Source organism: Micromonospora echinospora (genome assembly GCF_014203425.1).
Taxonomy (GTDB): domain Bacteria; phylum Actinomycetota; class Actinomycetes; order Mycobacteriales; family Micromonosporaceae; genus Micromonospora; species Micromonospora echinospora_A.
In genome coordinates this window covers 3,284,968-3,306,295 of the sequence record NZ_JACHJC010000001.1, presented here as the reverse complement: position 1 = coordinate 3,306,295, position 21,328 = coordinate 3,284,968, and the positions used below count along the sequence as shown (strand labels likewise).

Here is a 21,328-nt window from a genome sequence, read left to right as displayed (position 1 = left end):
TGCTGTCTCCTCGGCGACTGGCTCGGATGTCAGGTGGCGCTGGCATGTTCGGCCATGCGGCGGCGCAGGCTCGCCGGGCGCATGTCGGTCCACACCGTGTCGATGTGCGCCAGGCATTCCTCCTCGCTGCCGGTGAAGCCCTCGGCGTGCCACCCCGCGGGTAGGTGACGATCGACCCACCAGATCGAGTACTGCTCCTCGTCGTTGAGCACGACGCGGTGGGTGGCGGGGGTCTGCTCGGACATGTGCAACTCCTTGTTCGACGGATCGCGGAACAGCGGGAAGGTAGGTCGGGTCAGCCCGTCATCGCGACGAGGATGCGGCGGGCGCCGGTGAACGGCCGGCGGCCGTGCGCGACCAGCAGGTTGTCGAAGACCATGACGTCGCCGACCCGCCAGTCGACGTCGACCGCGTTCTCCAGGCCACGGTCGCGCACCTGGATGACGTACTCGTCGGGGATCGTGCTGCCGTCGTCGAACGTGACGTACTGCGGCAGCTCCTCAGGCGGCAGGATCTGGGCCAGCGCCTTGGCGGTCTCGTCGCCCAGCGCCGCCGGGTGCCACTGGTCGGACTGGTTGAACCAAACCTCGGTGCCGGTCACCGGGTGCCGGATGGTGGACGGCCGCGGCTGCTCGACGTGCAGGCTGTTGTCCGCCCGCCAGGTCCACTCCGCGCCGGCCGCCTCGAGGTAGTCGTCGACCACCGCCCGGTCGTCGGTCTCGAACGTCTGCTGCCAGCTCTTGCCGAGGCCCTGGCCGCCATGCAGATTCTGGGTGTAGCGCACCCCGCCGGCGAACGCCTCGCGCACCTCGGGGTCGAGCGATTCGAGCCAGAGCGCCGCGTCCACCAGCGGGGTCGCGCCACCGGTCGCCGCGGCGATCTGGCAGAAGAACGCGAGCCTGCTGGGCCAGCGGGATGCGTACGACATCTCGTTGTGCATGGAGATCGTGAACTCGGGCGGGTACTCGGTCGAGGTGTAGACGTTCGAGCCCACCTTGGTACGCGGCGAGTTGCCGTTGACGTATGCGAGCCGGTGCGGCAGCAGCCGGTCGAGGACGGCGTCGAATTTCTCGGGCGCCACGCCGAAGCCCCGGAACACCAGGGCCTTCTCTCGGACGAGGAGATCGTCGAGTTCGCCGCCGAGGTCGTCGAGATGGCCGATGAGCGCCTCGGGTGTGGCCGCGACACCGATGTCTTGCGCCGTGATGTCCAGCGGCTTCCAGCTCTGCCCGGCCATCGGAACGGTCCTTCCCCTGTGGTTACTGAGGTCTGGCGCAGCATGCCGACGGCAGCCATACCCGCCCTATACGCGTCACGGGACCCGCCCGGCGGGTCCCGTGAAGCGCCTCGGCCGTGCCGATGCGTGAGCGGTTCAGCTCGGGGCGCGGGCCAGGTCGATGGCGAGCAACCGCATCAGCCCGGTCATCCGGAACTGGCTCCCGCCGAGGTCGTCGACGGCGACCTCCTCCACCAACCGGGCCTCGACGAGCATGTCGAGGACCTGCTCGGCTTCCGCCTCGGGGATGCTGCCGGGCAGCCGCAACGAGGTCGCGGTGAAGGCGTCCGGGCCGACGTCCTCGAACATCGACAGGCTGCGCCGGGCGGTGTCCGGCAGCGATCGGAAAGCCGACAGCAGGCGCCCGCGCAGCAGCTCGTCGCCGAGCGACAGTTCGTCGAGACGGCGAGCCGGGTCGGCGAGGCGATGCGCGAGCCGACGGACCGGCCACAGCGGATGGGCGGCGAGCCGGGTACCGCACACCCGGAGCGCGGCCGGCAGCCCGTCGCAGAACTCGACGACGGCCCGGGCCGCGACCAGGTCGGCGAGGATGCGCTCCTCCCCGCCGATCGCGGCGAGCAGCACGATGCCCTCAGCCAACCCCATCGGCTTGAGAAAGATCGTGTCCCGCCAGCCGGTGACCACCAGATGCGAGCGGCTGATCAGCAACAGCGTTGCGGACGCATGGTTGGGCGTGACCGCCGTGAGGTCGGAGTCCGCCCGGACGTCGTCGAGGATTATCAGCACTGGCCGGCGTGCGCTGGCGGCGCGGAACCGCAGGGCCAGTTCCTCGTCGCTCCACGCCGGATCGACCCTCTCCCTCAGCCCGTACAGTAGGCGCTTCAGCACCGCGGAGGCGGGCAGCGAGGCGCCGTTCGCGTCGGTGAGCGAGGCGTAGGCGGTGCCACCGGCGAAGGCGTGGGCGCATCGGTGGGCGGCCCGCACTGCGAGCGCCGTCTTGCCGGTGCCGACCGCACCGGTGAGCACGATCTGCCGGGGTCCGTTGGTCGCGGTCCGGTCGCCGGTGAGCATCTTCTCCAGCGCGGCGAGTTCGTTCGCCCGGCCCACGAAGTAGGCCTCGTCCGGCGGCAGCGTCACCTGGGCGGCCTCGGCGACGACAGCCGACGGCTCCGGCCGCGCCGGGGCCGGGGCCTCTGGCGTGTCGCTGACCAGGACCTCGTCGTAGGCCTGGGCGAGCGCCTCGCCCGGGCTCACTCCGAGCTGGTCTGCGAGCGCGCGTCGTGCCTGGTCGTAGGCCACCAGGGCCTCGGAGCGGCGGCCGGCGCGGTGCAGCGCGAGAACCAGCTGGGCCCGGAACTGCTCGCGCAGCGGGTAACGCGCCACCAGCTCGGTGAGCTCCGGAATGAGCTCGAGGTTGATCCCCAGGCCCAACTCGGCCTCGAACTTGCGCTCGCAAGCCAGCGCGTACGCCTCATCCAGCCAGGGCAGATGCCGCCTGGCCAGCGGCTCGGTCACATTCGCCAGCGCCGGCCCGCGCCAGAGCGACAAGGCACTCTCGAGGTCGTTCGCCGCAGCCGCCCGATGCCCCTCGGCCAGTCTCTCGGCACCCTGTGCGGCCAGGTCCTCGAACGCGAAGAGGTCAACGAACGAGTTGCCGATGTGGAGCGTGTAGCCTGCGTGCTCACGCACGATCTTGACTTCGAAGTCAAGTCTCTTGCGCAACCGCGACACGTAGGTGTAGATCTGCGCGTCGACGGTCGCGGGAGGATCCCATCCCCACAGCAGAGAACTCAGCTCCACATGTGGGACGACCTTACCCCGCGCCAGCAGAAGCGCGGCGAGGACAGTCGTGATCTTGGATCCGGGCAACATGACGCGACGTCCGTCACGCCACACCTCCACCGGCCCTAGGACACGAAACTCCAGTTCACTCAAGGTTCCACCTCCGCACTCGGCGTAACGCCGAGGCATAGCCCCCGTATGGCTTTGAGTAGATCCATCCCGACTGCAGGGTCGAGCTCCGACAGATTCGATTCAAACAGCTTCAGAAGTACGAATCCGCGTCAAATCACCGACGCATTTCTCGCGCACTCACCCCCGTCTACCACCGCCGGCCAGTAGCGGCGGTCAGCGTCGTCCATCGATCGAGTCGCGTCGCCGAAGAGGCGTTATTCAGCTGGCCTGAGCTGGCCCTTCGGCACCTCGTCCGTTCAGCGCCCACACCATCGGTGAAGCCGCATGGTAACTCCTTGTAACCGAACGCCACCATACACCGAGCCGATGTGGTGTAACAGTCCGGAAGACGATTACCCAAACCGCAGGTCTACAGTGGATGGAACAATCCGGACAGGTCGGGCTGGGCTATCACGGTCACCGGCGGACTGCTTCCCGCTCCTACCTGGGCAGCATCCGCCGGGCATCGAAGCGACATAGAAAAAATATCGCTACCTGCCACACGATTCCGTCGGTCTGGCCGACCGGCGCCCGCGCGCCCCGAGGACACTTCGGTAGGACCCTATGACCAGCCCTGCCCGCGCTCCGATACGGCTGCTCATGCGCTACATGCGGCCGCACACCGGCGGTCTTCTGGTCGGTGCCGGCCTGATGTTTCTCGGCGGCCTGGTCAACCTTGCCCAGCCGCTCGCGGTCAAGCACCTGCTGGACGGGCTGACAGGCGACGCGTCGTTCGCCGGCCCGGTGATCCTGCTGACCACGCTCCTGGTGGCCGGCGCACTGGTCGGTGCCGGCGGCATGTACCTGCTGGAGGCCACCGCCGAGAGCGTGGTGCTCGACGCCCGCCGCCGCCTGATCGACCGGCTGCTCCACCTCCGCGTCGGCGTGATGGATCGGGCCGAGTCCGGTGACCTGCTGTCCCGGGTCACCGGCGACACCACCCAGCTACGGTCCGCCGCCACCACGAACGTCGTCGATCTCGTCACCGGCGTGTTCCAGATCGGCGGCGCGGTCGTGCTGATGGCCCGCCTCGACCTGGTGCTGCTCGGCGTGGTGACCCTGGTCCTGGTGCTGCTGCTCGGCGTCACCGCGCTGCTCGCCGCGCGGATCCGCGACGTCAGCGAGCGGACCCAGGCGGCGGTGGGTGGGCTCGGCGCGGTGCTGGCCCGCGCGCTCGGCGCGTTCCGGACGGTCAAGGCCAACGGCGCCGAACGGCAGCAGACCGCGGCGGCGCACAGCGCGGCGATCCAGGCGTGGCGACGCGGTCGGCAGGCGGCGCGCTGGGTCTCCGCGGCAGGGGTCACCACCGGCCTCGCCGTGCAACTGGCGTTCGTCGTCGTGCTCGGCGTCGGCGGGGCCCGAGTCGCCGCCGACGACCTGACCGTGTCGTCGCTGGTCGCCTTCCTGCTGTACCTGTTCTACCTGGCCGGGCCGGTGTCCCAACTGGCCGGCGGGGTGACCGGACTACAGGCCGGGCTGGCCGCGGTGGGCCGGATCGACGCGGTCGTGCGGATGCCCGCCGAGGACCCGGGCGGGCGCGCCGCGCCGAGCACCGAGGCGATCGGGCCGATGTCGGTGGCGTTCCACGGTGTCTCGTTGCGCCACCGCCCGCAGGACCCGGAAGTGCTGACCGACGTGACCCTGCGGATCCCGGCCACCGGCCTGACCGCCCTGGTCGGCCCGTCCGGGGCCGGCAAGAGCACCCTGCTCTCGCTCGTCGAGCGGTTCCAGGACCCGACCTCCGGTCACCTCGAGGTCGGCGACCGGGACGTACGGCAGTGGCCGCTGCGTGAGCTGCGGGCCCGGATCGGATACGTCGAGCAGGAGGCGCCGGTGCTCTCCGGAACCCTGCGCGACAACCTGCTGCTCGGTGCCGCGGACGCCCCGGACGGCCGGATCGACGAGATCCTCGAGCAAGCCATGCTGGTTTCCCTCGTCCGCCGGCTGCCCCAGGGCCTCGACACACGGATCGGCCAGCGCGGGGCGACGCTGTCCGGCGGCGAACGCCAACGCATCGCGATCGCCCGGGCGCTGCTGCGCCGGCCGGGCCTGCTGCTGCTCGACGAGCCGACCGCACACCTGGACGCGGTGAACGAGCAGGCACTGCGCGACCTGGTCGCCGGGGTGGCCCGGACCACGACCGTGCTGATGGCCGCCCACCGGTTGTCCACCGTCCTCGATGCCGACCGCGTCGTGGTGCTGGAAGCCGGGCGGGTACGCGCGGTCGGCACGCACGAGAGCCTGATCGACCGTGACGACCTGTACCGGCGCCTGGCCGAGACCCAGTTGCTCATCGAACCTCACGTCCCGGCCGTCGCGGTATCGAGTGGATATAGAGAGCGCCCCGAGACTTGAGCCTCAGGCCCAGGCTCGCCCGATGACCCGCGGTAGGAGCGGCCTGGACCGGTCCGAGTTACCCACCGGGAAGGAGTGCATCGAGATGGCCAAGAAGTCGTACCAGCGCCCGACGCTGACCAGGGGTGGCGCGTTCGCCCACAAGACCGCCGGCAGCCTCTTCACCAACTGCCGCGAGTCGTACGTCACCCAGAAGCCGAGGGCCATCTGCAGTTGACCCTGCGGACCCGCTGAGCCGAAGGGACGATCATGACGCAGTTGCCAGACCCGGCGTCACAAGTGTCGTGGTTCGTGGTGCTGCCGGACAGCGACGCCGGAAAGCCCCTGGCGCGACGTCTGGAGCAGCTCACCGGCGTGCTGCAGACGATCGGCCACGCGTCCGGTCGCCCCTGGCTGGTGGGTCGCTGGCAGCCCGGCGAGGCGGTGGCGGCCGAACTCGGCCCGAACCGCCTCGCCGTGCTCGGCGAGCACCGGCTCTCCGCCGAGGACCTGCTCCGGCTCGCGCGTGGCGCGCAGGACACCGAGCGGCTCTGCGCGACCGTGCAGGACGAACCGGGCAGCTTCCACGCGATCGCCTCGGCGCCCGGCGGTGTCGCCGTACAGGGGAGCCTCTCCGGCTACCGGCGCGTCTACCACCACCGCGCTGGCGGACCGGCCCTGGTCTCGGACCGCGCCGACGTGCTGGCCGCCCTGACCGGGGCCGAGGTGGACGACGAGGCGCTGGCACTGCGGCTGCTCACCCCGTTCTCGCCGTGGCCGATGTTCTGGCAGCCGGTATGGCGGGGCATTCGCGCCGTGCGGCCGGACGAACGGCTCGTCCTCGACCTCGCGGGAACGCCGCGCGCCCGGCGACGGTGGCAGCCGCCCGAGCCGTCGCTCGACCTCGAGACCGCAGCCGTCGGCCTGCACCAGGCACTCTCCGAGGCCGTCGCGGTCCGGGGCGGCCCCGGCGATGTGATCTCCAGCGACCTGAGCGGCATGGACTCGACCTCGCTCTGCGCGCTCGCCGTGCGGCAGGGCCGCAACGTGGTCGGCCTGACCTGCGTCAGCCCGGACCCGCTCGACGACGACCTGCCCTGGGCCGAGCTGGCCGCGCGCGAACTCGGCAAGGTGACTCATGAGGTGGTTGCCGGCGACGCGAACCCGCTGCCCTACACCGATCTGCACGAGCCCGCCGATCGGTTCGACGAGCCCACCGCGGCGGTCATGTACCGCGCCGGGTTCCTGGCCACCTCACGCCGGGCCGCCGACCACGGCGCCCGGGTACGCCTCACCGGCTTCGGCGGCGACGAACTGCTCACGGCCGACCCGGCCCTGCAGCTCACCCTCCTGCGTACGCATCCCCGCCTCGCCCTTCGCCACCTGCGACTCCTGCGCGCGGCCTATCGCTGGAAGCATGGCGCCACCCTGCGGGCGGTGCTCGACCGGCGTTCGTACGGCGGCTGGTTCGACTCACTCGCCGACGGGCTCGCCGCCGAGGAGGCCGGCTTCAACGGTCCGATGCTGAGCTGGGGGCCACCGGTCGGCCTGGCCCCCTGGACCGCACCCGACGCCCGCGCCACCGTACGCCGGATCCTCCGCGACCACGCCTCGGCGGCGAACCCCCTGCAGGACGACCGCGGGCTGCACGGCCGGCTGGCCGGGCTGTACGCCGGCGCAGCCGCCGGCCGGCATCTGGCCCAGGCGTCCCGGCGGGTCGGGGTGACCGCCGCGCTGCCCTACCTGGACGATCAGGTGGTCAAGGTCAGCCTGAGCGTACGCACCGCCGACATCGCCTCACCGCAGCAGTACAAGCCCCTGATCGTCCGGGCGATGCGTGACGTCCTGCCGGAAGCGCTGCGCAGCCGGTCGACCAAGGCCGACACCTCCATCGCCGCGCTGCTGGGTGCCGACCGTCACCGCGCCGCGCTGCTCGATTTGGCGGAACGATCGCGGCTGGCCGAGCGTGGCCTGATCGACGGCGCGGCCCTGCGCGCCGCGCTCGAGACGCCCGGTGATCGCACCTTCTACGACCTCGACCAGACGCTGGCCGCCGAAACCTGGTTGCGCGTCCACGAGACACCGATCCGCGGAAACGGAGAGCACAACCGATGAGCTGGACCCTGCCCGCCCACGTTTCCTGGACGCCGACCGAGTACGGCGGCGTGCTCCTGGATTCCGCCTCCGGCGAGTACTGGACCTTGAACGCGACCGCCACCACCGCGCTCGCCTCGATCCTGGAGGACGCGCCGATGGCGCAGGTGACCGACCGGCTCGCGGCCGAGTTCGACGGCGACCCGGAGGCGATGGCCGCCGACGTGCCGGCGTTCCTCGCCGAACTGCGGTCCGCCGGTCTGGTGGTCGCGACATGACCACCGAGCAGGTTCTCGCCCACCGGCCGGGCCGGCTGGGCCGACGGCTCGGGGTGCTGAGCGTGGTGGCCTTCGCGCGGGTGCTGGCCCGGCGCCCTCCGGCGCAGATCTGCTGGGTGCTGCGTCAGGCGAGCCGCGGTGCCCGGCCCGCGACCTTCGCCGAAGCCGCTGCCGCCCGCCGGCACACGGTGGCGAACAGTGCCTTCTGTGCGGGCCCGCTGGGCTGCCTGCCCCGGTCGATCACCACCGCGCTGCTCTGCCGCATCCGCGGCGGTTGGCCGACCTGGGTCGCCGGCGTCCGCCGGCACCCGCCGTTCGGCGCGCATGCATGGGTTGAGGCCCAGGGCACCGCCGTGGACGAGCCGTACCCGCCCGACTTCCACATCCCGCTGTTGACCGTCCCGCCGGCCGAGCGAGGAAGCGCGGGATGACCACCACGCTGCTGTACCTCTCCTGGATCTGCCGTGGCACGCTCGCCTTGGTGTTCGCGGTGTCGGTGACCGCCAAGACCCGCGGCGCCCCCGCCTTTGCGTGGTTCCGGCACGCCACCCGCACGCTGACCGGCCTACAGGATCGCCGCGCCGACGTGCTCGCGGTACTGATCGTCGCTGGCGAGACCGCGGTGGCCGCCGGTTCGGTTCCGGCGCGGACAGCCCCGTGGGCGGCCGCTACGGCGATCGTGCTGCTGTCGCTGTTCTCCTGGCGGCTGGCCCGGATGCCGGACGCCGGCCCGGTCGTCGCGTGCGGGTGTTTCGGCTCGGCGGCCACCACCCGCCGGGTCGGCCTGGTGCGCAACGCGCTGCTGCTGGTCGTGGCCGCCGTGGGCGCGGGCAGCACGCTCGGGGTCGCCGGAACCGAGGGCACGGACCTGGCCGGGGTGCTGGTCTGCCTCGTCGCGGCGGTGCTGCTCGCGGCGTTCCTGGTCCGGCTGAACGACATCACGTCCCTGTTCCCGGCACGCCTGTGAGGTCCGATGAGCGTACTCGTCACCGTCGTCGTCCTGCTCGCGCTGGTCTGCGCGTTCAACACCGCGCTGAACGTGGCGCTCGTCCGGCGACTGCGCTACCACGCCGAACTGCTCACCGAGGTGGAGGAGCGTGGGGTGCCCGCGCAGGCGCTGCCGCGCGGCGAGGTCGTGCACGACTTCGCCGGGCACGACGGGGACACGCTGGTCGCGTTCTTCTCGCCCACTTGCACCCGGTGCCGCAAGGAACGCAAGGGGTTCGGCCGCGTCGCCGCCCGGTGGCCGGGCGGGCCGGACCGGGCAGTCGCCGTGGTCTCCGGGCCGACCGCCTCCGCCGACTTTCTGACCGGGCTGGCCCCGGCCGCGCGGGTCGTCGTGGACAGCGACGAGTCGTTACGGCGTGCGTTCGGGATCCGAAGCTTCCCGGCGCTGTTCGTGGTGGCTCCGGACGGGCGACTGGCGTGGACCGGCGTGCACGCCGACGCGGTTCCCGGACTCGCCGAGCCGTGACCCATCCGACCACCTCCCGGCCCGGCCGGCGAAGAGATCCGTAGAGAGATGTGAGAAGAAGATGCCAGGCGAAAGCCTTCGTTTCCTGAACCGCGCCGCCGTCGCGGCGTGTCTGTCGAAGCTGGACGCCGCCGAGGTGGTGGCGCGCACCCTGCGTGAGCACACCCTCGGCCGCACCGAGCTTCCGGCCGAGGGCTACCTCAGCTGGTCCAACAGCGTGGGCGCGTACAGCCGGGCGATCGCGATGCTGGGCGCGGTGCCGTCGGGCGACGCGATGGCCTACGGCATGAAACTGATCAACGCCTCGGTCAGCAACCCCCAGCGCGGCCTGGAACGCGCCGGCGGTCTCAGCTTCACCTTCGACTCCGAGACCGCACGCCCCAGCGTGGTCGCCGAGGCCGGGCTGCTCAGTGCGGTCCGTACGGCCGCCTACACCGTGGTCAGCCTGCGCCATCTCGGCCCGGAGTCGTTCGACGCGGTCAGCCTGATCGGCACCGGCACGCTGGCGCGGGTGCACCTGGAGGCGATCGTCGAGGCGTTCCCGGCGGTCCGGCGGGCGTACGTCTTCGACCTCGAACCCGCTCGGGCCCGGGCGTTCCGGGAGAATTTCCGGGCCCGACGGCCCGACCTGGAGGTCAGCGTCGTAGCCGGTGCCCGGCAGGCGGCCGGCGCCGCCCCGGTCCTGATCACCGCGACCACCAGCAACGACCCCTACATCCCGGCCGGATGGCCGGCCGCCGGTTCGTTCGTGGCGCACGTGTCACTCGACGACCTGACCGAGGATGCGTTCCGGTCCGCGGAGGCGATCTTCGTCGACGACGTGGAGCTTGTCCGGGACAACCCACGCCGGGTCATGGGGCGGCTGCTGCAGGAGGGCTCGCTGACCACGGTCGATGAGCCCGGACGGCCGGACGCCCGGGTGATCGACGGCAGCCTCGGCGAGGTGCTGATCGGCCGGCGCGCCGCGCAGCGCCCGCAGCAGGGATACGTCATCAGCAACCCGTTCGGCATGGCAGTCCTGGACGTCGCGCTGATCCATGCCGTCGCCCAGGTCGCGCGGGCGACGGGCGCCGGGCAACTCCTCGAACTGCTCTGAACCGCGTGTCTTCCACGTCCGGCCGTCGTCCCCGACCATCTTCGTGGAGCTACCGTTGATCTTTCAATCCGCGCTGGACCTCCAGTTTCCCGACTTGTTCCTGGAACTGTCCGGCTTCCTGCCGGACAGCCGCCTCTACCTCAAGATCGAGGCGATGAACCCCGCCGGCTCGATCAAGTTCAAGCCGGCCCTGGCCATGGTCGACGACCTGGAGCAGCGAGGGCTGCTACGGCCCGGCAGCCGGGTCATCGAGTCGTCCTCCGGCAACCTCGGCATCGCGCTGGCCATCGTGTGCAACGCCCGCGGATACAGCTTCACCTGTGTCACCGACCTGAACACGGCCCCGGCGACGATCGCCCTGATGCGGGCGTACGGAGCCCGCGTTGTCGTGATCGACGAGCGGGACGCGAACGGCGGGTTCCTGTCGATGCGCTTGGCCCACCTGCAGGAACGGATGGCGGCCGACCCCACGCTGGTCTGGCCCAACCAGTACGCCAACCCGGTCAACACGATGGCCCACTATCACACCACCGCCGCCGAGATCCTCAAGGAGTTTCCGGAGGTCGACGCCGTGTTCGTGGGCGCCGGCACGACCGGAACGCTGACCGGCTGCGCACAGTACTTCGCCCAGCACCGACCGGAGACGAAGGTGTTCGCCGTCGACATCATCGGGTCGACCACCTTCGGCACCCCGCCGGGGCGGCGGCACATCCCGGGGCTGGGCACCAGCCGTACACCCGAGATCGCCTCCCTGCGGCACGTCACCGACCTGGTGATGGTCTCCGAGTACGACACCGTGCGGGCCTGCCGGCTGCTGCGCAACCGCTACTTCCTGCTGGGCGGCGGCTCCACCGGCGCGGTACTCAGCGGGGTGTCCGCGCGCGCCCGGATGCTGCGCCCGGGCTCGGTCGTGGTCGCGATCAGCCCCGACCTCGGCGACCGGTACGCCGGCACTCTGTACGACCCCGGCTGGCTCGCCGAGCGCGGGCTCGACTCGCCCCCGGCGTCCACCGGCAGGTCCGACGTGCCCACGGCCGCCTGTCCCGACCCTGTCTGAGCCGCACCACCTGGAGGGAAGACCCATGTCAATGACCGATGCCTTCACCGGGCTGCCGCCGCGCCGGGCCGCCTGCGGGGTGCTCTCGCTGGCCGATCTCACGCCGGACGTCCTGGGCGCGTTGGCCCGCCGCTCGGTCGATCTGTACCGCGATCCCGCCGCCCACCACGAGCCGCTGCGGGGGCGGCTCGTCGGTGTGGTTTTCACCCGGACGTCGACCCGGACCCGGACCGCTTTCACCGCAGGCATCGAGCGGCTGGGCGGCCGGGCCATCGGGTACGGCCCCGGCGACCTGCAGACCAACACCGGTGAGTCACTCGCCCACACCGCGCGCACGTTGGGCCTGATGCTCGACGGCGTCGTCATCCGCACCGCCGGGTCGCTGGCCGACATGCGGCTGCTGTCCGCGGAGAGCGGCCTCCCGGTGATCAACGCGATGGCCGCCGAGGAGCACCCGACCCAGGGAATCTGCGACCTGGCCACAATCCTGCTGCACCGCGGGTCGCTGGACCGGGTGGAGGTGCTCTACGTCGGTGAGGGCAACAATACCGCGACCGCGCTCGCCCAGGGCCTGAGCAACTTCGCCGGTACCCGGCTGCATCTGCTGACTCCGGCCGGATTCGGGCTGCCCGAGGACGTGCTGAGGGCGACGGCCGCCCGGGCCGCCGGGCACGGGGGGTCCGTCACCCAGACGCACGACGCGGCCTCCGTTCCGGACAGCGTGGAGTTCGTCTACACCACGCGCTGGCAGACCACCGGCACCAGCAAGCCGAACCCGGACTGGCGGGAGGTGTTCCGGCCGTTCCACGTCGACGAGACGTTTCTCGCGCGTACGCCCAAGGCGCTGTTCCTGCACGACCTGCCGGCCCACTGCGGCGAGGAGGTCACCGGAGCCGTCCTGGACGGGACGCGTTCGATCGCGTGGTCGCAGGCACGGATGAAGCTGTACAGCGCGATGGCGGTACTTGAGCACGCGTTCGCCGGCCGGGACTGAGGGGCGCGATGGACGCGGCGGACCTGGGGCCCGACGAGCTGGTGGCCCGGGTCGCCGATCTTCTGCGCTCGGCTCATCCACTGCGGATCGGCTCGGCGGTACGCCGGGCCGGCGAGCTCCTCGCGTGCGTGGCACCGCCCCACCGCGCCGCGTTGATGGACCGGGCGATCCACCTGACGCTGACCGACGAGAAGGAGGACTCCGGGCGATCGCACATCGCCACGAGCTGAACATCCGACGAATTCCGCTGACACTGATCTAATAGCGGAAACGGCGGGCGGGCGGCCGGCCCGGCGACAATTGTTGACTCGCCGCGGGCGCGACCTTCTCTGCCCTCGTCAAGGCCAATTTCGGGATGCGGTTTCCCACCCTTCGAGCAGGCCTTCAGCCGCCGTTCACGGCCGGCTCGCCGATCGATCGCACCGGTGAGCGCAACGAGCGTTCCTGCCGACTACAGTCCATTTGAGGACCGACCAGCACGGGGGTTGACCACACCATCCGCACCACCTACCGTAGCAACGTCGATACGTCTTTTTTCTCTGCAATGGCGCCGGTGATCACCCCAGGTGTCACTGACGGATCTTCGACACATTCATGGAATGTTCCCAGCGCAGACCCGACAACGGCTTGACACAAACGCGGGGGTGTTTGAGTTGATGACGCACACTGTCCACTCTGGGACTCGCTTCCGGCTCAACCAGGCCGATCGGCAATAGCACGGCGACTTCATTCTGAGGCATTCACACCGCAGGCGGCAGATCGCGGCGACGGCACCTGTCCGGCGCTGGCACTCGGCCGCCTACCTGCGGCGTAGTTGATCGAGCGAGCTATCCAGGGATTCGATACGGGGGATGCGGTGGACAACTGCGGGCAGGTATCGGTGGCGGTGATCGGTCTGGGTCCCACCGGCACGTCCTTCGTGTGGAAGCTCATCGACGAGCTGCGGGCCGATCAACCGGGGGTCCCGCTACGGCTGACTGCCATCGACCCCGGCGACGAGCTGGGGGCGGGCTACGCCTTCCAGGCCACGCACCGACTGAACATGCGGGCCAGCAGCCTGCACATGGACCCGCTGGCGCCCACCGGATTCACCGACTGGCTGCGTGCGCACTGCGACACCGACGACCGCGACGACCGCGACGACCGCGACGACCGCGACGACCGCGACGACCGCGACGACCTTGAGTATCCGACGCGCCGACTCTTCGGGCGCTACCTCCGGACGGTCCTGGCCGAAGCCGTCGCCTCGGCCGAGTCGGCCGGCGTGACCGTCGAGCACTGGCGGACCTCGGCCGCGGAGCTCGACCGCAGCGGCGAGTCGTTCCGAATCACCGGGGCCGACGGTGCGACGCGGTCGTTCGACGTCGTGGTGATGGCGACCGGCGAGTCCCGGCACGGCGCGCTCGGTCACTGGACCGGCCGGCCGAACTTCGTCGCGTCCCTGGCCGAGACCCACCAGCTCGGGCGGATTCCGGCCGACGCCCGGGTGGGCATCGTCGGCAGCAGCCTGAGCGCGGTCGACATCTGCATCCAACTGCTCGGCCAGGGGCATCGGGGACCGATAACCTGCCACGCCCGTACCCGGGGGTTCCCGAAGGTTCAGGGCGCGACCTCCCGGCCCCAGCCGGCGCTGCTCGATCCCGACTGGTTGAGCTGGTCGACCGGGGCGGGACGGCGACGGATCCGCCTGCGTACCGTCGCCCGGGCCCTGGCGCAGGGCCTGGACGCGCGCGCCGAGGAACCCTACACACCTGGCATGCCGGATCCACGCGAGTGGTTCTCCCGCGACGGCCGGCGGCACCGGAGCCGGCAGGACGAAAGCCAGGTGTTCCAGGCGGCTGTCACGGCCGCGGTGGAATCTCGGACGACCTGGTACCAGGCGCTCGATTCGCTGTCGCCGCACACCCCGGCCATCTGGAACGCCCTCGACGAGCGGGACCAGTTGCTGTTTCTCACCACCTGGCGGGCCCGGTGGAGCGAGTATCGACACAGCATGCCGCTGGTCAACGCGCGGGCGCTGCTGCCCGCTGTGTCGAGCGGCCAACTGACCGTCCGCACCGGTCTGACCTCGGTCACGCCGGAATCCTCCGGTGCCACCACCCGCTGGCGTGTCAACAGCCGGTCGGGCCCGCCCGGGTCCGCCTATGACGTTCTCGTCGACGCAACCGGCGGGCAGCTGGCCATCGCCTGCCGACGTGACCCACTGCTGCGCACCGCGATCCACCGCGGTCTCCTCAGCCCCGATCCGCGCGGCGGCCTGCGGGTGCTGTTCGGCACCTGCCAGGTCCTCGCCGCCGACAACAGGCCGTGCCCGAACCTCTACCTCGTCGGCCCGATGACCTTCGGCACACACTTCTACACCAACTCGTTCGAGACCAACCGGGACAACGCCTTCCGCGTCGCCCATGCGGTCCGGACCACCCTCATTCGAACCCGCCGCCGGCCGGTCACCCCGACCGGCGCCGCACTGACACAGACGATCGGAGGTCGGTGAGATGACACCCCATACGCGGATCCGCCGGACCGTGCACCTGCGCCGCGGACACACGTTCGTCTGGCGGTCCGCCGGAGCGGCCGACGCCGAGACGATCTGGGGCTGGTGGACCGCGCCGGTCCTAACGTACTGGGGCACGGCGCCCCGGGTGGCGAAGGTCGGTCCGCCGCCGTACGGGCCGGAGACGGTGCGCGACTACCTGGCACTGCCGGCGGACCGGCTCGGGGTCGAGCCGGTCGTCGGTGAACTGGACGGGCGGCCGGTGGCGTACGCCGAGGCCTATGCCAAAAAGGACAGCCTGCTCGCCGGCGTTCCCCTGCTCGAGGACGAGGCACGCGGGTCGCACCTGCTGGTCGACCCGACGGACCGAGTGGACCGACGCGTCGTTCTCGAGGTCGTCGTGGACGCCGTCGACTGGGCCTTCGAGACCTGGCCTGCAGCGCAGCACTACATCGGAGACCCCGACATCCGGAACCGGTCGATGGTCAACCTGCACCGGATGCTCGGGATGCGGCAGGTTGCCGTGGTCGAACTGCCGCACAAGACCGCCTGCCTCGTCGCGGTCAGCCGTACCGACTGGGCGGACGACCGTGCACGGATCGCGTCGCTCGTTCGATGAACACGGGGGTAGGCAGCATGCTGACGGCGAAGGACCAGCGAAACGAGACCGTGACCGGGGCCCTGGAGCGGGACCAACCGAGCCGGACCGGTGAGTTGCTGGTCGCGGAGACCGGCCAACGAGTACCGCTCGCCGATCTGCTGCGGATCAGCCGGACGGCCGCCGCTCAACTGCGCGCCGACGGTGTGCGCCCCGGCGATCCGGTGGGGCTGGTCGCGGAGAACGGCCTGGTGTTCCTGCACAGCTTCCTCGCGATACTGCACGCCGGCGCGGTAGCGGTGCCCCTGGCCACTCCGTCGGCGATGGGCGGGGTGCACGGTTACGTCGAGCACCTGCGGCGGGTACTCGAAGACTCCGCGATGCGGCACCTCGTGGTCAGTGCGACCTGCCTCCGGGTGCTGCGCAGCCGTACGGCGCAGCTGCCCCCGGTCCAGCTGATCGAGGGCGACACGCTGTCGACCACCGGACCGGAGCTCACCGAGCCGGCCGGCGCCGACGCGCTGGCGGTCATCCAGTACACCTCCGGCAGCACCCGGCTACCCAAGGGCGTCATGTTGACCCATCGCAACGTGGTGGCGGGCATCCAGGCGATCATCGACGGGTGCGCGCTGACCCGTACGGACGTGGCGGGACTCTGGATCCCCCTGTTCCACGACATGGGCCTGTTCTCCACCCTCGCCGCGCTCGCCCAGGGCCTGCGGGTGGTCCTGTGGCGCCCCTCCACCTTCGTGCGGCACCCGGCCGCCTGGCTGGAGCAGTTCGTCGCACATGGCTGCACGGTCACCACCGCGCCCAATTTCTTCTACGACCATCTCCTGGATGACGTCGACCGCGTCCGCGCGGACCTCGACCTGTCCGGGTGGCGGCTGGGCCTCAACGGCGCGGAACCGGTCCGTGCCGGCACCATCGACCGCTTCCGGGCCGCCTTCGCCCACCGCGGGCTGCCTCCCGACATGATGGTGCCGGTCTACGGAATGGCGGAGGCGACCCTGGCCGTCACGTTCTCGCGTCTCGGCACCCGCCCGACGATCCTCTGGGTCGACCGGGCCCAGCTCCGCGACAGCGGCCAGGTCGTTACCGCGCAGCCCGGTGCACCCGGCGCCCGATCGCTCGTCGCGGTGGGCCGGGCCGTCGACGGTGTCCGGGTCCGCATCGGCGGCGCCGGCGGCGCCGAGAACCAGCTCGGTGAGGTCGAGATAACCGGTACGCCGGTCACCGGCGGCTACTTCCGGCAACCGCCCGGGGACCTGTTCACCGACGACGGCTGGCTACGCACGGGAGACCAGGGCTTCGTGCACGGCGGCGAGCTCTACATCGCCGGCCGGAGCAGGAACATGGTGGTGATCCGGGGCCACAACTACTTCGCCGAGGACGCGGAGGCGATCATCCAGGACCTGCCGGGCGTCCACCGCCGCAGATGCGCCGCCGTGCGCCACGACGATGAGCACGGCGAACGGCTCGTCATGGTGGTCGAGACCGGACTCGAATCGAGTGACGATCGCCGGACACTCACCGATCGGATCAGATCCGCGATCTCCACCGGGCTCGGCCTCGCCGACGTCGCCGTCGAACTGATCCCACCGCAGGCCCTGCCCCGCACCAGCAGCGGCAAGGTGCGACGGGCCGAGGTGCGAACGAGCGCGCCCTCGATGCCGTGAGCCCCGCCACCCCTCGACCGATTTTCAATCGACTACGGGAAGGAACCGCCATGTCCGATCCCCACGCCGCGGTGGAACACCAAATCCGCGCCGTCATCGCGGACCTGTTGAACCACCCGATCGAGACGGTCGACGAGGATGCCGGCCTCGCGGACCTGTCCGGCCTGGACTCGCTGACCCTGTTCCAGATCCTCGACGCCATCGAGAAACGGTTCGAGATCTCCCTGGACGAGTCCGAGCTGTACGGGGCCAGTTCGCTGAGCGACCTGACGAAGCTTGTCGAGGTGGCGCTGACCAACGGGACGCCGACGACGAGCGACCGCCCCGGCACGGTCGCGAGCCGGCCCGCGGTGACGGCGGGTGGCGAGCATGAGCATCAGTGACACGACCCGTCCGGGGGACGTGAGCCTGGACTTGGACGACCTGGTCGGCCGGGCCCGCGAGATGGCGGGTGGGCACGACGAGCAGCGCCTACGATTTCTGCCCGCGCTGGAACGACTGCTCACCGCCGTGGAGGGTGAAGCGGGGCTGGATCCGGTCGGTCGCCTGGTCCTGCACCAGTTCGTGGTCGGCCAGCTCGTCATGCAGATTGAGACGGGCCGGCTCGTGCAGGCCCATCCGGAGATCGAACGACTGCCGGTGGAGAACCTTCTGGTGATCACGGGCATGCCGCGCACGGGTACGACGGCCCTGCACAATCTGCTGGCGGAGCACCCCGGGCTACGGGCACCACGGTTGTGGGAGATGCTGGCGCCGCCGGCGTCCACCGATCCGGTGCGGCACCCGCAGCTGATCCGGGCCGCCGAGAGCTACGTCGAGCACTACTACACCGCGGCACCGGCGCTCCGCGATCTGCATCCCCTCGATGCGATGCGTCCCGACGAATGCCACCGGTTGACCGCCGCCACGTTCACCAGCCCGGTCTTCGCCCAGCGCTACGAGGTCCCCGGCTATTTGGCCTGGCTCGACGGGCAGGACCTCCGGGAGGTCTACGAATACCACCAGACGCTGCTGCGATGCATGCTGTGGCGGCGGCCGGGCACGCACGTCGTCCTCAAATGTCCGTCCCACCTGTGGCACCTCGACGCGCTCAGCGCCGTCTACCCGCAGGCACGGATCGTTCGGCTGCACCGCGACCCGACCGCCGGCCTGCCCTCCGCGTGCAACCTCACCGCGGTGGTACGCGGGGCGAACGGAGCCCGGGTGGACCGGCACGCCGTCGGTGACCAGTGGCTGGCGTACGCCTGGCTGGGGCTGTCCGGCCTACGCCGCGGCGACCGGTACGGGTCGGACACCCCCACCCTCGACGTACGTCAGCGGGACCTGCGGACGGACCCGCTGGGCGTGACTGCCCAGGTCTGTGATTTCGCCGGGCTGCCCATGTCCGCCGAGGCGGGCGCGCGGATGGCACGGCACCTGGGCGAACAGGCGCCGGAACCGACCGGCGGGCCCGGGTACTCGCTCGCCGACTTCGGTCTCGATCGCGATCAGATCGACCGACAGTTCAGCGACTACCGCGCCGAGTTCGGCGTGTAGACGCAGATCGACGCCGGCGGCACCGCGCCCCGGGGAAAGGATGACATCCATGACGGACATTGCCCGCGAGATCGAGGGCGTACACCGGGAGATCGGTCAGCGGCGGATCGCGGCCGGTGACGCGCGCAGCGTCCTGCTGCGACGCACCTACCAGGCTTCGCCGGAGGAGGTGTGGGCCGCGCTCACCGACCCGGACCGGATCTCGCGCTGGTTCCTCCCCGTCACTGGCGAGTTGCGCCCGGGGGGTTCGTTCGCGTTCGAGGGCAACGTGCACGGCACGGTCCGACGCTGTGAGCCGACCCGGCTGCTCGCGTTGGATTGGGTGATCGGGGACAGCCCGGCGTCTGAGGTGGAACTCCGGTTGTCCGGCGGCACCGGCAGGACGGTCGTCGAACTCGACCACACCGCCCTGGTCGACGAGCGCTTCTGGGCCGAGTTCGGGCCGGGGGCGACCGGGGTGGGATGGGATCTGGCGTTGCTCAGCCTGCACCTGCACCTGCGTGGCGAGGCGATCGTCACCGCCGACCCGGAAGCCGGCCAGCACTCGCCCGAGTTCACCCGCCTCGCCGCGTTGAGCAGCCGGGCGTGGGGCACGGCACTTGCCACGGCGGGAGCGAGCCCGGCGGAGGTAACCACGGCCGTCGAGCACACGGCGGCGTTGTACGCCCCGCCGGCCAAGATGTTCGCGACCCGCAACTGGATGCGGGCCAGCCGGGCGGCCTTCCTACAACACCTGGTCGCCGCACCGGACCCGCGCGCCGAGGGCTCCCCCGTCCCGGCGGTGGCCGCAGGAGGCTCCACCGATGCTGATTGACGCGGACCTGCGAGAGATACGCGCGAGTGACCGTTCGGCGGCGCGGCTCGAGAAGTTCCTGGGCGATCCTGACCGGGAGACGGCCGTGTCGGCGTTCGCGCACAGCGTGGCACAGGACGATCGGGACGAGATGCCGTGGCGTGCCATGGACGCGCTGCGCTCGTGGGAGTTCCCGGCGTTCCTCGTACCGGAGGCGTTCGGTGGCCGGTTGCGCTCCTTCGCGGAGTTGTTCGCGATGTGTCGTTCGGTGGCCCGGCGGGACCTGCGGCTCGCGGTGTCGTTCGGGACGACCCTCCTCGGCGCCAACCCGGTCTGGCTGTGGGGCACCGACCAGCAACGGCAATGGCTCGCCAGCCGCCTGCTCGCCGGCGACCTCGGCTCGTTCGCGATGTCCGAGCGCGAGCACGGCAGCGACCTCGCCGGATGCCAGGTCTCCGCGCGACGCGAGGGTGACCGGTACGTGCTGGACGGGGAGAAGTGGCCGGTCGGCAACGCCACCAGGGGTACGTTCTGCACCGTCTACGCCAGGACCGGTCCGCGGCAGTTCTCGCTGCTGTTGGTCGACAAGCGGCGACTGCCTGCGCAGCGACACCACAACAGTCCCGGTGTGCCGACCGTCGGCCTGCGCGGGCACGACCTGAGCGGCATCACGTTCACCGACTGCCCGGTGCCGGCCGACTCGCTGCTGGGATCACCGGGCGCCGGCATTCCCCAGACGATGAAGACCCTGCAGATCACCCGCACGCTCATCGCGGCGCTCTCGTTGGGCAGTCTGGACACCGGGCTGCGGCTGGCCTACGCACACGCCCGGAGCCGCCGGCTGTACGGAGCACCGATCACCGCGCTTCCGGCGATCCGGGACATCCTGGTACGCGCGTACCTCGACCTGATCATCGGCGAGTGCGTCTCGGTCCCGGCGGTGCGGGCGATCACCGAATCACCCGAGCGCCTCAGCCTGTGGTCCGCGATCGTGAAGTACTTCGTCCCGGTCACGGTGGAACGGGCGTTGGCCGACCTCAACACCGTGCTCAGCGCGCGCGGCTACCTGCGCGACAGTCTGCCCGCCCGCACATTCCAAAAGCTGCACCGCGACCAGGCCATCGCGAGCATCTTCGAGGGCACCACACACGTGAACCTCAGCTCGATCGCCGCGGACCTGCTGTTCGCCGCCAACCGGTCGGGCGGTGACCCGACACTGTTGCCGGCGCTGTTCGACCGGCAGGTCGAGCTGACACCGTGGGTACCCGACGCCCGGCGCCTGAGCCTGAGCAACGGCGGCCAGGATGAGATCGGCGGGGCGTGGCCGCAACTGTCGGACCGGTTCTCGTCCTGGCCCTCGGTGCGGCGCCTCGATGCGGCTCGTCGTGACCTGACCGTCCGGCTGGCCGAGATGGACCGTCGCGCGCCTGGCTCCGCGCTGGGGCACACGTCCGCCCGGGTCCACTGCGTGCTGCACGCCGCCGCGTGCGTGCTCCTTACCGGGGCGCACAACAGTGGCGATGTCTTCGCGGACGAGAGTTGGATGATGGCCGCCCTGGACCGGCTCACCCAGCACCTGGACCCGACCTGGCAGCTGTCGCCGGGCCCGGCCGCCGCGGTCGAGGCGATGGTCACCGCACAGGTGGAGACACCTGAGCTGTTCTCCCTGACGCCGATTCCGCTGCCGGCGGGCGAATAGAGGAAGGCCTAT

Annotated in this window: 21 protein-coding genes; 18 read left to right on the top strand and 3 right to left on the bottom strand. The window is 70.9% G+C overall.

The features are described 5' to 3' along the window. Window positions 1-29 precede the first annotated feature (29 nt). From FHU28_RS15600 to FHU28_RS15590, 3 genes are all read right to left on the bottom strand, one after another. Window positions 30-245, bottom strand: coding sequence for an MbtH family protein (locus tag FHU28_RS15600; protein WP_184684848.1), 216 nt, complete (start codon window positions 243-245; stop codon window positions 30-32). Window positions 246-295: 50 nt separating this feature from the next. Then, on the bottom strand, window positions 296-1,237 hold the full coding sequence (locus tag FHU28_RS15595) for a TauD/TfdA family dioxygenase (protein ID WP_184684839.1): 942 nt from the start codon (window positions 1,235-1,237) through the stop codon (window positions 296-298). 135 nt (window positions 1,238-1,372) lie between these two features. Continuing rightward, complete coding sequence (locus FHU28_RS15590) at window positions 1,373-3,172, bottom strand: AfsR/SARP family transcriptional regulator (protein WP_184684831.1); 1,800 nt, start codon at window positions 3,170-3,172, stop codon at window positions 1,373-1,375. Between the two features lie 582 nt (window positions 3,173-3,754). Here FHU28_RS15590 and FHU28_RS15585 point away from each other — a divergent pair. From FHU28_RS15585 to FHU28_RS15500, 18 genes are all read left to right on the top strand, one after another. Next, window positions 3,755-5,545, top strand: a complete 1,791-nt coding sequence (locus FHU28_RS15585) for an ABC transporter ATP-binding protein (protein WP_184684829.1) — start codon at window positions 3,755-3,757, stop codon at window positions 5,543-5,545. Between the two features lie 22 nt (window positions 5,546-5,567). Then, window positions 5,568-5,762 (top strand): keywimysin-related RiPP, encoded by a 195-nt coding sequence (locus FHU28_RS15580; RefSeq protein WP_184684827.1) that lies wholly within the window; start codon window positions 5,568-5,570, stop codon window positions 5,760-5,762. Between the two features lie 32 nt (window positions 5,763-5,794). After that, window positions 5,795-7,639 (top strand): asparagine synthase-related protein, encoded by a 1,845-nt coding sequence (locus FHU28_RS15575; RefSeq protein WP_184684826.1) that lies wholly within the window; start codon window positions 5,795-5,797, stop codon window positions 7,637-7,639. Beyond that, complete coding sequence (locus FHU28_RS15570) at window positions 7,636-7,896, top strand: lasso peptide biosynthesis PqqD family chaperone (protein WP_184684823.1); 261 nt, start codon at window positions 7,636-7,638, stop codon at window positions 7,894-7,896. The genes FHU28_RS15575 and FHU28_RS15570 overlap by 4 nt, the downstream gene beginning before the upstream one ends. Further along, window positions 7,893-8,327, top strand: coding sequence for a lasso peptide biosynthesis B2 protein (locus FHU28_RS15565; protein ID WP_184684821.1), 435 nt, complete (start codon window positions 7,893-7,895; stop codon window positions 8,325-8,327). The genes FHU28_RS15570 and FHU28_RS15565 overlap by 4 nt, the downstream gene beginning before the upstream one ends. Then, complete coding sequence (locus tag FHU28_RS15560; RefSeq protein ID WP_184684819.1) at window positions 8,324-8,863, top strand: MauE/DoxX family redox-associated membrane protein; 540 nt, start codon at window positions 8,324-8,326, stop codon at window positions 8,861-8,863. The genes FHU28_RS15565 and FHU28_RS15560 overlap by 4 nt, the downstream gene beginning before the upstream one ends. A gap of 6 nt (window positions 8,864-8,869) precedes the next feature. Continuing rightward, window positions 8,870-9,370 (top strand): TlpA family protein disulfide reductase, encoded by a 501-nt coding sequence (locus tag FHU28_RS15555; protein ID WP_184684817.1) that lies wholly within the window; start codon window positions 8,870-8,872, stop codon window positions 9,368-9,370. A 61-nt stretch (window positions 9,371-9,431) separates the two neighbouring features. Then, a complete protein-coding gene (locus tag FHU28_RS15550; RefSeq protein WP_184684815.1) occupies window positions 9,432-10,466 on the top strand; it encodes an ornithine cyclodeaminase in 1,035 nt (344 codons plus the stop codon). Between the two features lie 43 nt (window positions 10,467-10,509). Continuing rightward, window positions 10,510-11,523 carry a 2,3-diaminopropionate biosynthesis protein SbnA gene (gene sbnA, locus FHU28_RS15545; protein WP_311773594.1) on the top strand — a complete coding sequence of 338 codons (1,014 nt, stop codon included), beginning with the start codon at window positions 10,510-10,512 and terminating at the stop codon, window positions 11,521-11,523. 25 nt (window positions 11,524-11,548) lie between these two features. Further along, window positions 11,549-12,517, top strand: coding sequence for an ornithine carbamoyltransferase (locus tag FHU28_RS15540; protein ID WP_184684813.1), 969 nt, complete (start codon window positions 11,549-11,551; stop codon window positions 12,515-12,517). Window positions 12,518-12,525: 8 nt separating this feature from the next. Beyond that, window positions 12,526-12,747 carry a hypothetical protein gene (locus FHU28_RS15535; protein ID WP_184684811.1) on the top strand — a complete coding sequence of 74 codons (222 nt, stop codon included), beginning with the start codon at window positions 12,526-12,528 and terminating at the stop codon, window positions 12,745-12,747. Between the two features lie 650 nt (window positions 12,748-13,397). After that, window positions 13,398-15,011 (top strand): FAD/NAD(P)-binding protein, encoded by a 1,614-nt coding sequence (locus FHU28_RS15530; RefSeq protein WP_311773593.1) that lies wholly within the window; start codon window positions 13,398-13,400, stop codon window positions 15,009-15,011. Between the two features lies 1 nt (window position 15,012). Beyond that, complete coding sequence (locus FHU28_RS15525) at window positions 15,013-15,630, top strand: GNAT family N-acetyltransferase (RefSeq protein ID WP_184684809.1); 618 nt, start codon at window positions 15,013-15,015, stop codon at window positions 15,628-15,630. Between the two features lie 17 nt (window positions 15,631-15,647). Continuing rightward, window positions 15,648-17,288 carry an AMP-binding protein gene (locus tag FHU28_RS15520; protein WP_184684807.1) on the top strand — a complete coding sequence of 547 codons (1,641 nt, stop codon included), beginning with the start codon at window positions 15,648-15,650 and terminating at the stop codon, window positions 17,286-17,288. A 50-nt stretch (window positions 17,289-17,338) separates the two neighbouring features. Then, on the top strand, window positions 17,339-17,671 hold the full coding sequence (locus FHU28_RS15515) for an acyl carrier protein (RefSeq protein ID WP_184684805.1): 333 nt from the start codon (window positions 17,339-17,341) through the stop codon (window positions 17,669-17,671). Beyond that, window positions 17,658-18,824 carry a sulfotransferase family protein gene (locus FHU28_RS15510; protein ID WP_184684803.1) on the top strand — a complete coding sequence of 389 codons (1,167 nt, stop codon included), beginning with the start codon at window positions 17,658-17,660 and terminating at the stop codon, window positions 18,822-18,824. Before FHU28_RS15515 ends, FHU28_RS15510 begins: the two co-directional genes overlap by 14 nt. 49 nt (window positions 18,825-18,873) lie before the next feature. Then, on the top strand, window positions 18,874-19,638 hold the full coding sequence (locus FHU28_RS15505; RefSeq protein ID WP_184684800.1) for an SRPBCC domain-containing protein: 765 nt from the start codon (window positions 18,874-18,876) through the stop codon (window positions 19,636-19,638). Further along, the gene (locus tag FHU28_RS15500; RefSeq protein WP_184684798.1) at window positions 19,628-21,316 is read left to right on the top strand and encodes an acyl-CoA dehydrogenase family protein; all 1,689 of its coding nucleotides are present in this window, start codon (window positions 19,628-19,630) and stop codon (window positions 21,314-21,316) included. The genes FHU28_RS15505 and FHU28_RS15500 overlap by 11 nt, the downstream gene beginning before the upstream one ends. The last annotated feature ends 12 nt before the right edge of the window (window positions 21,317-21,328 follow it).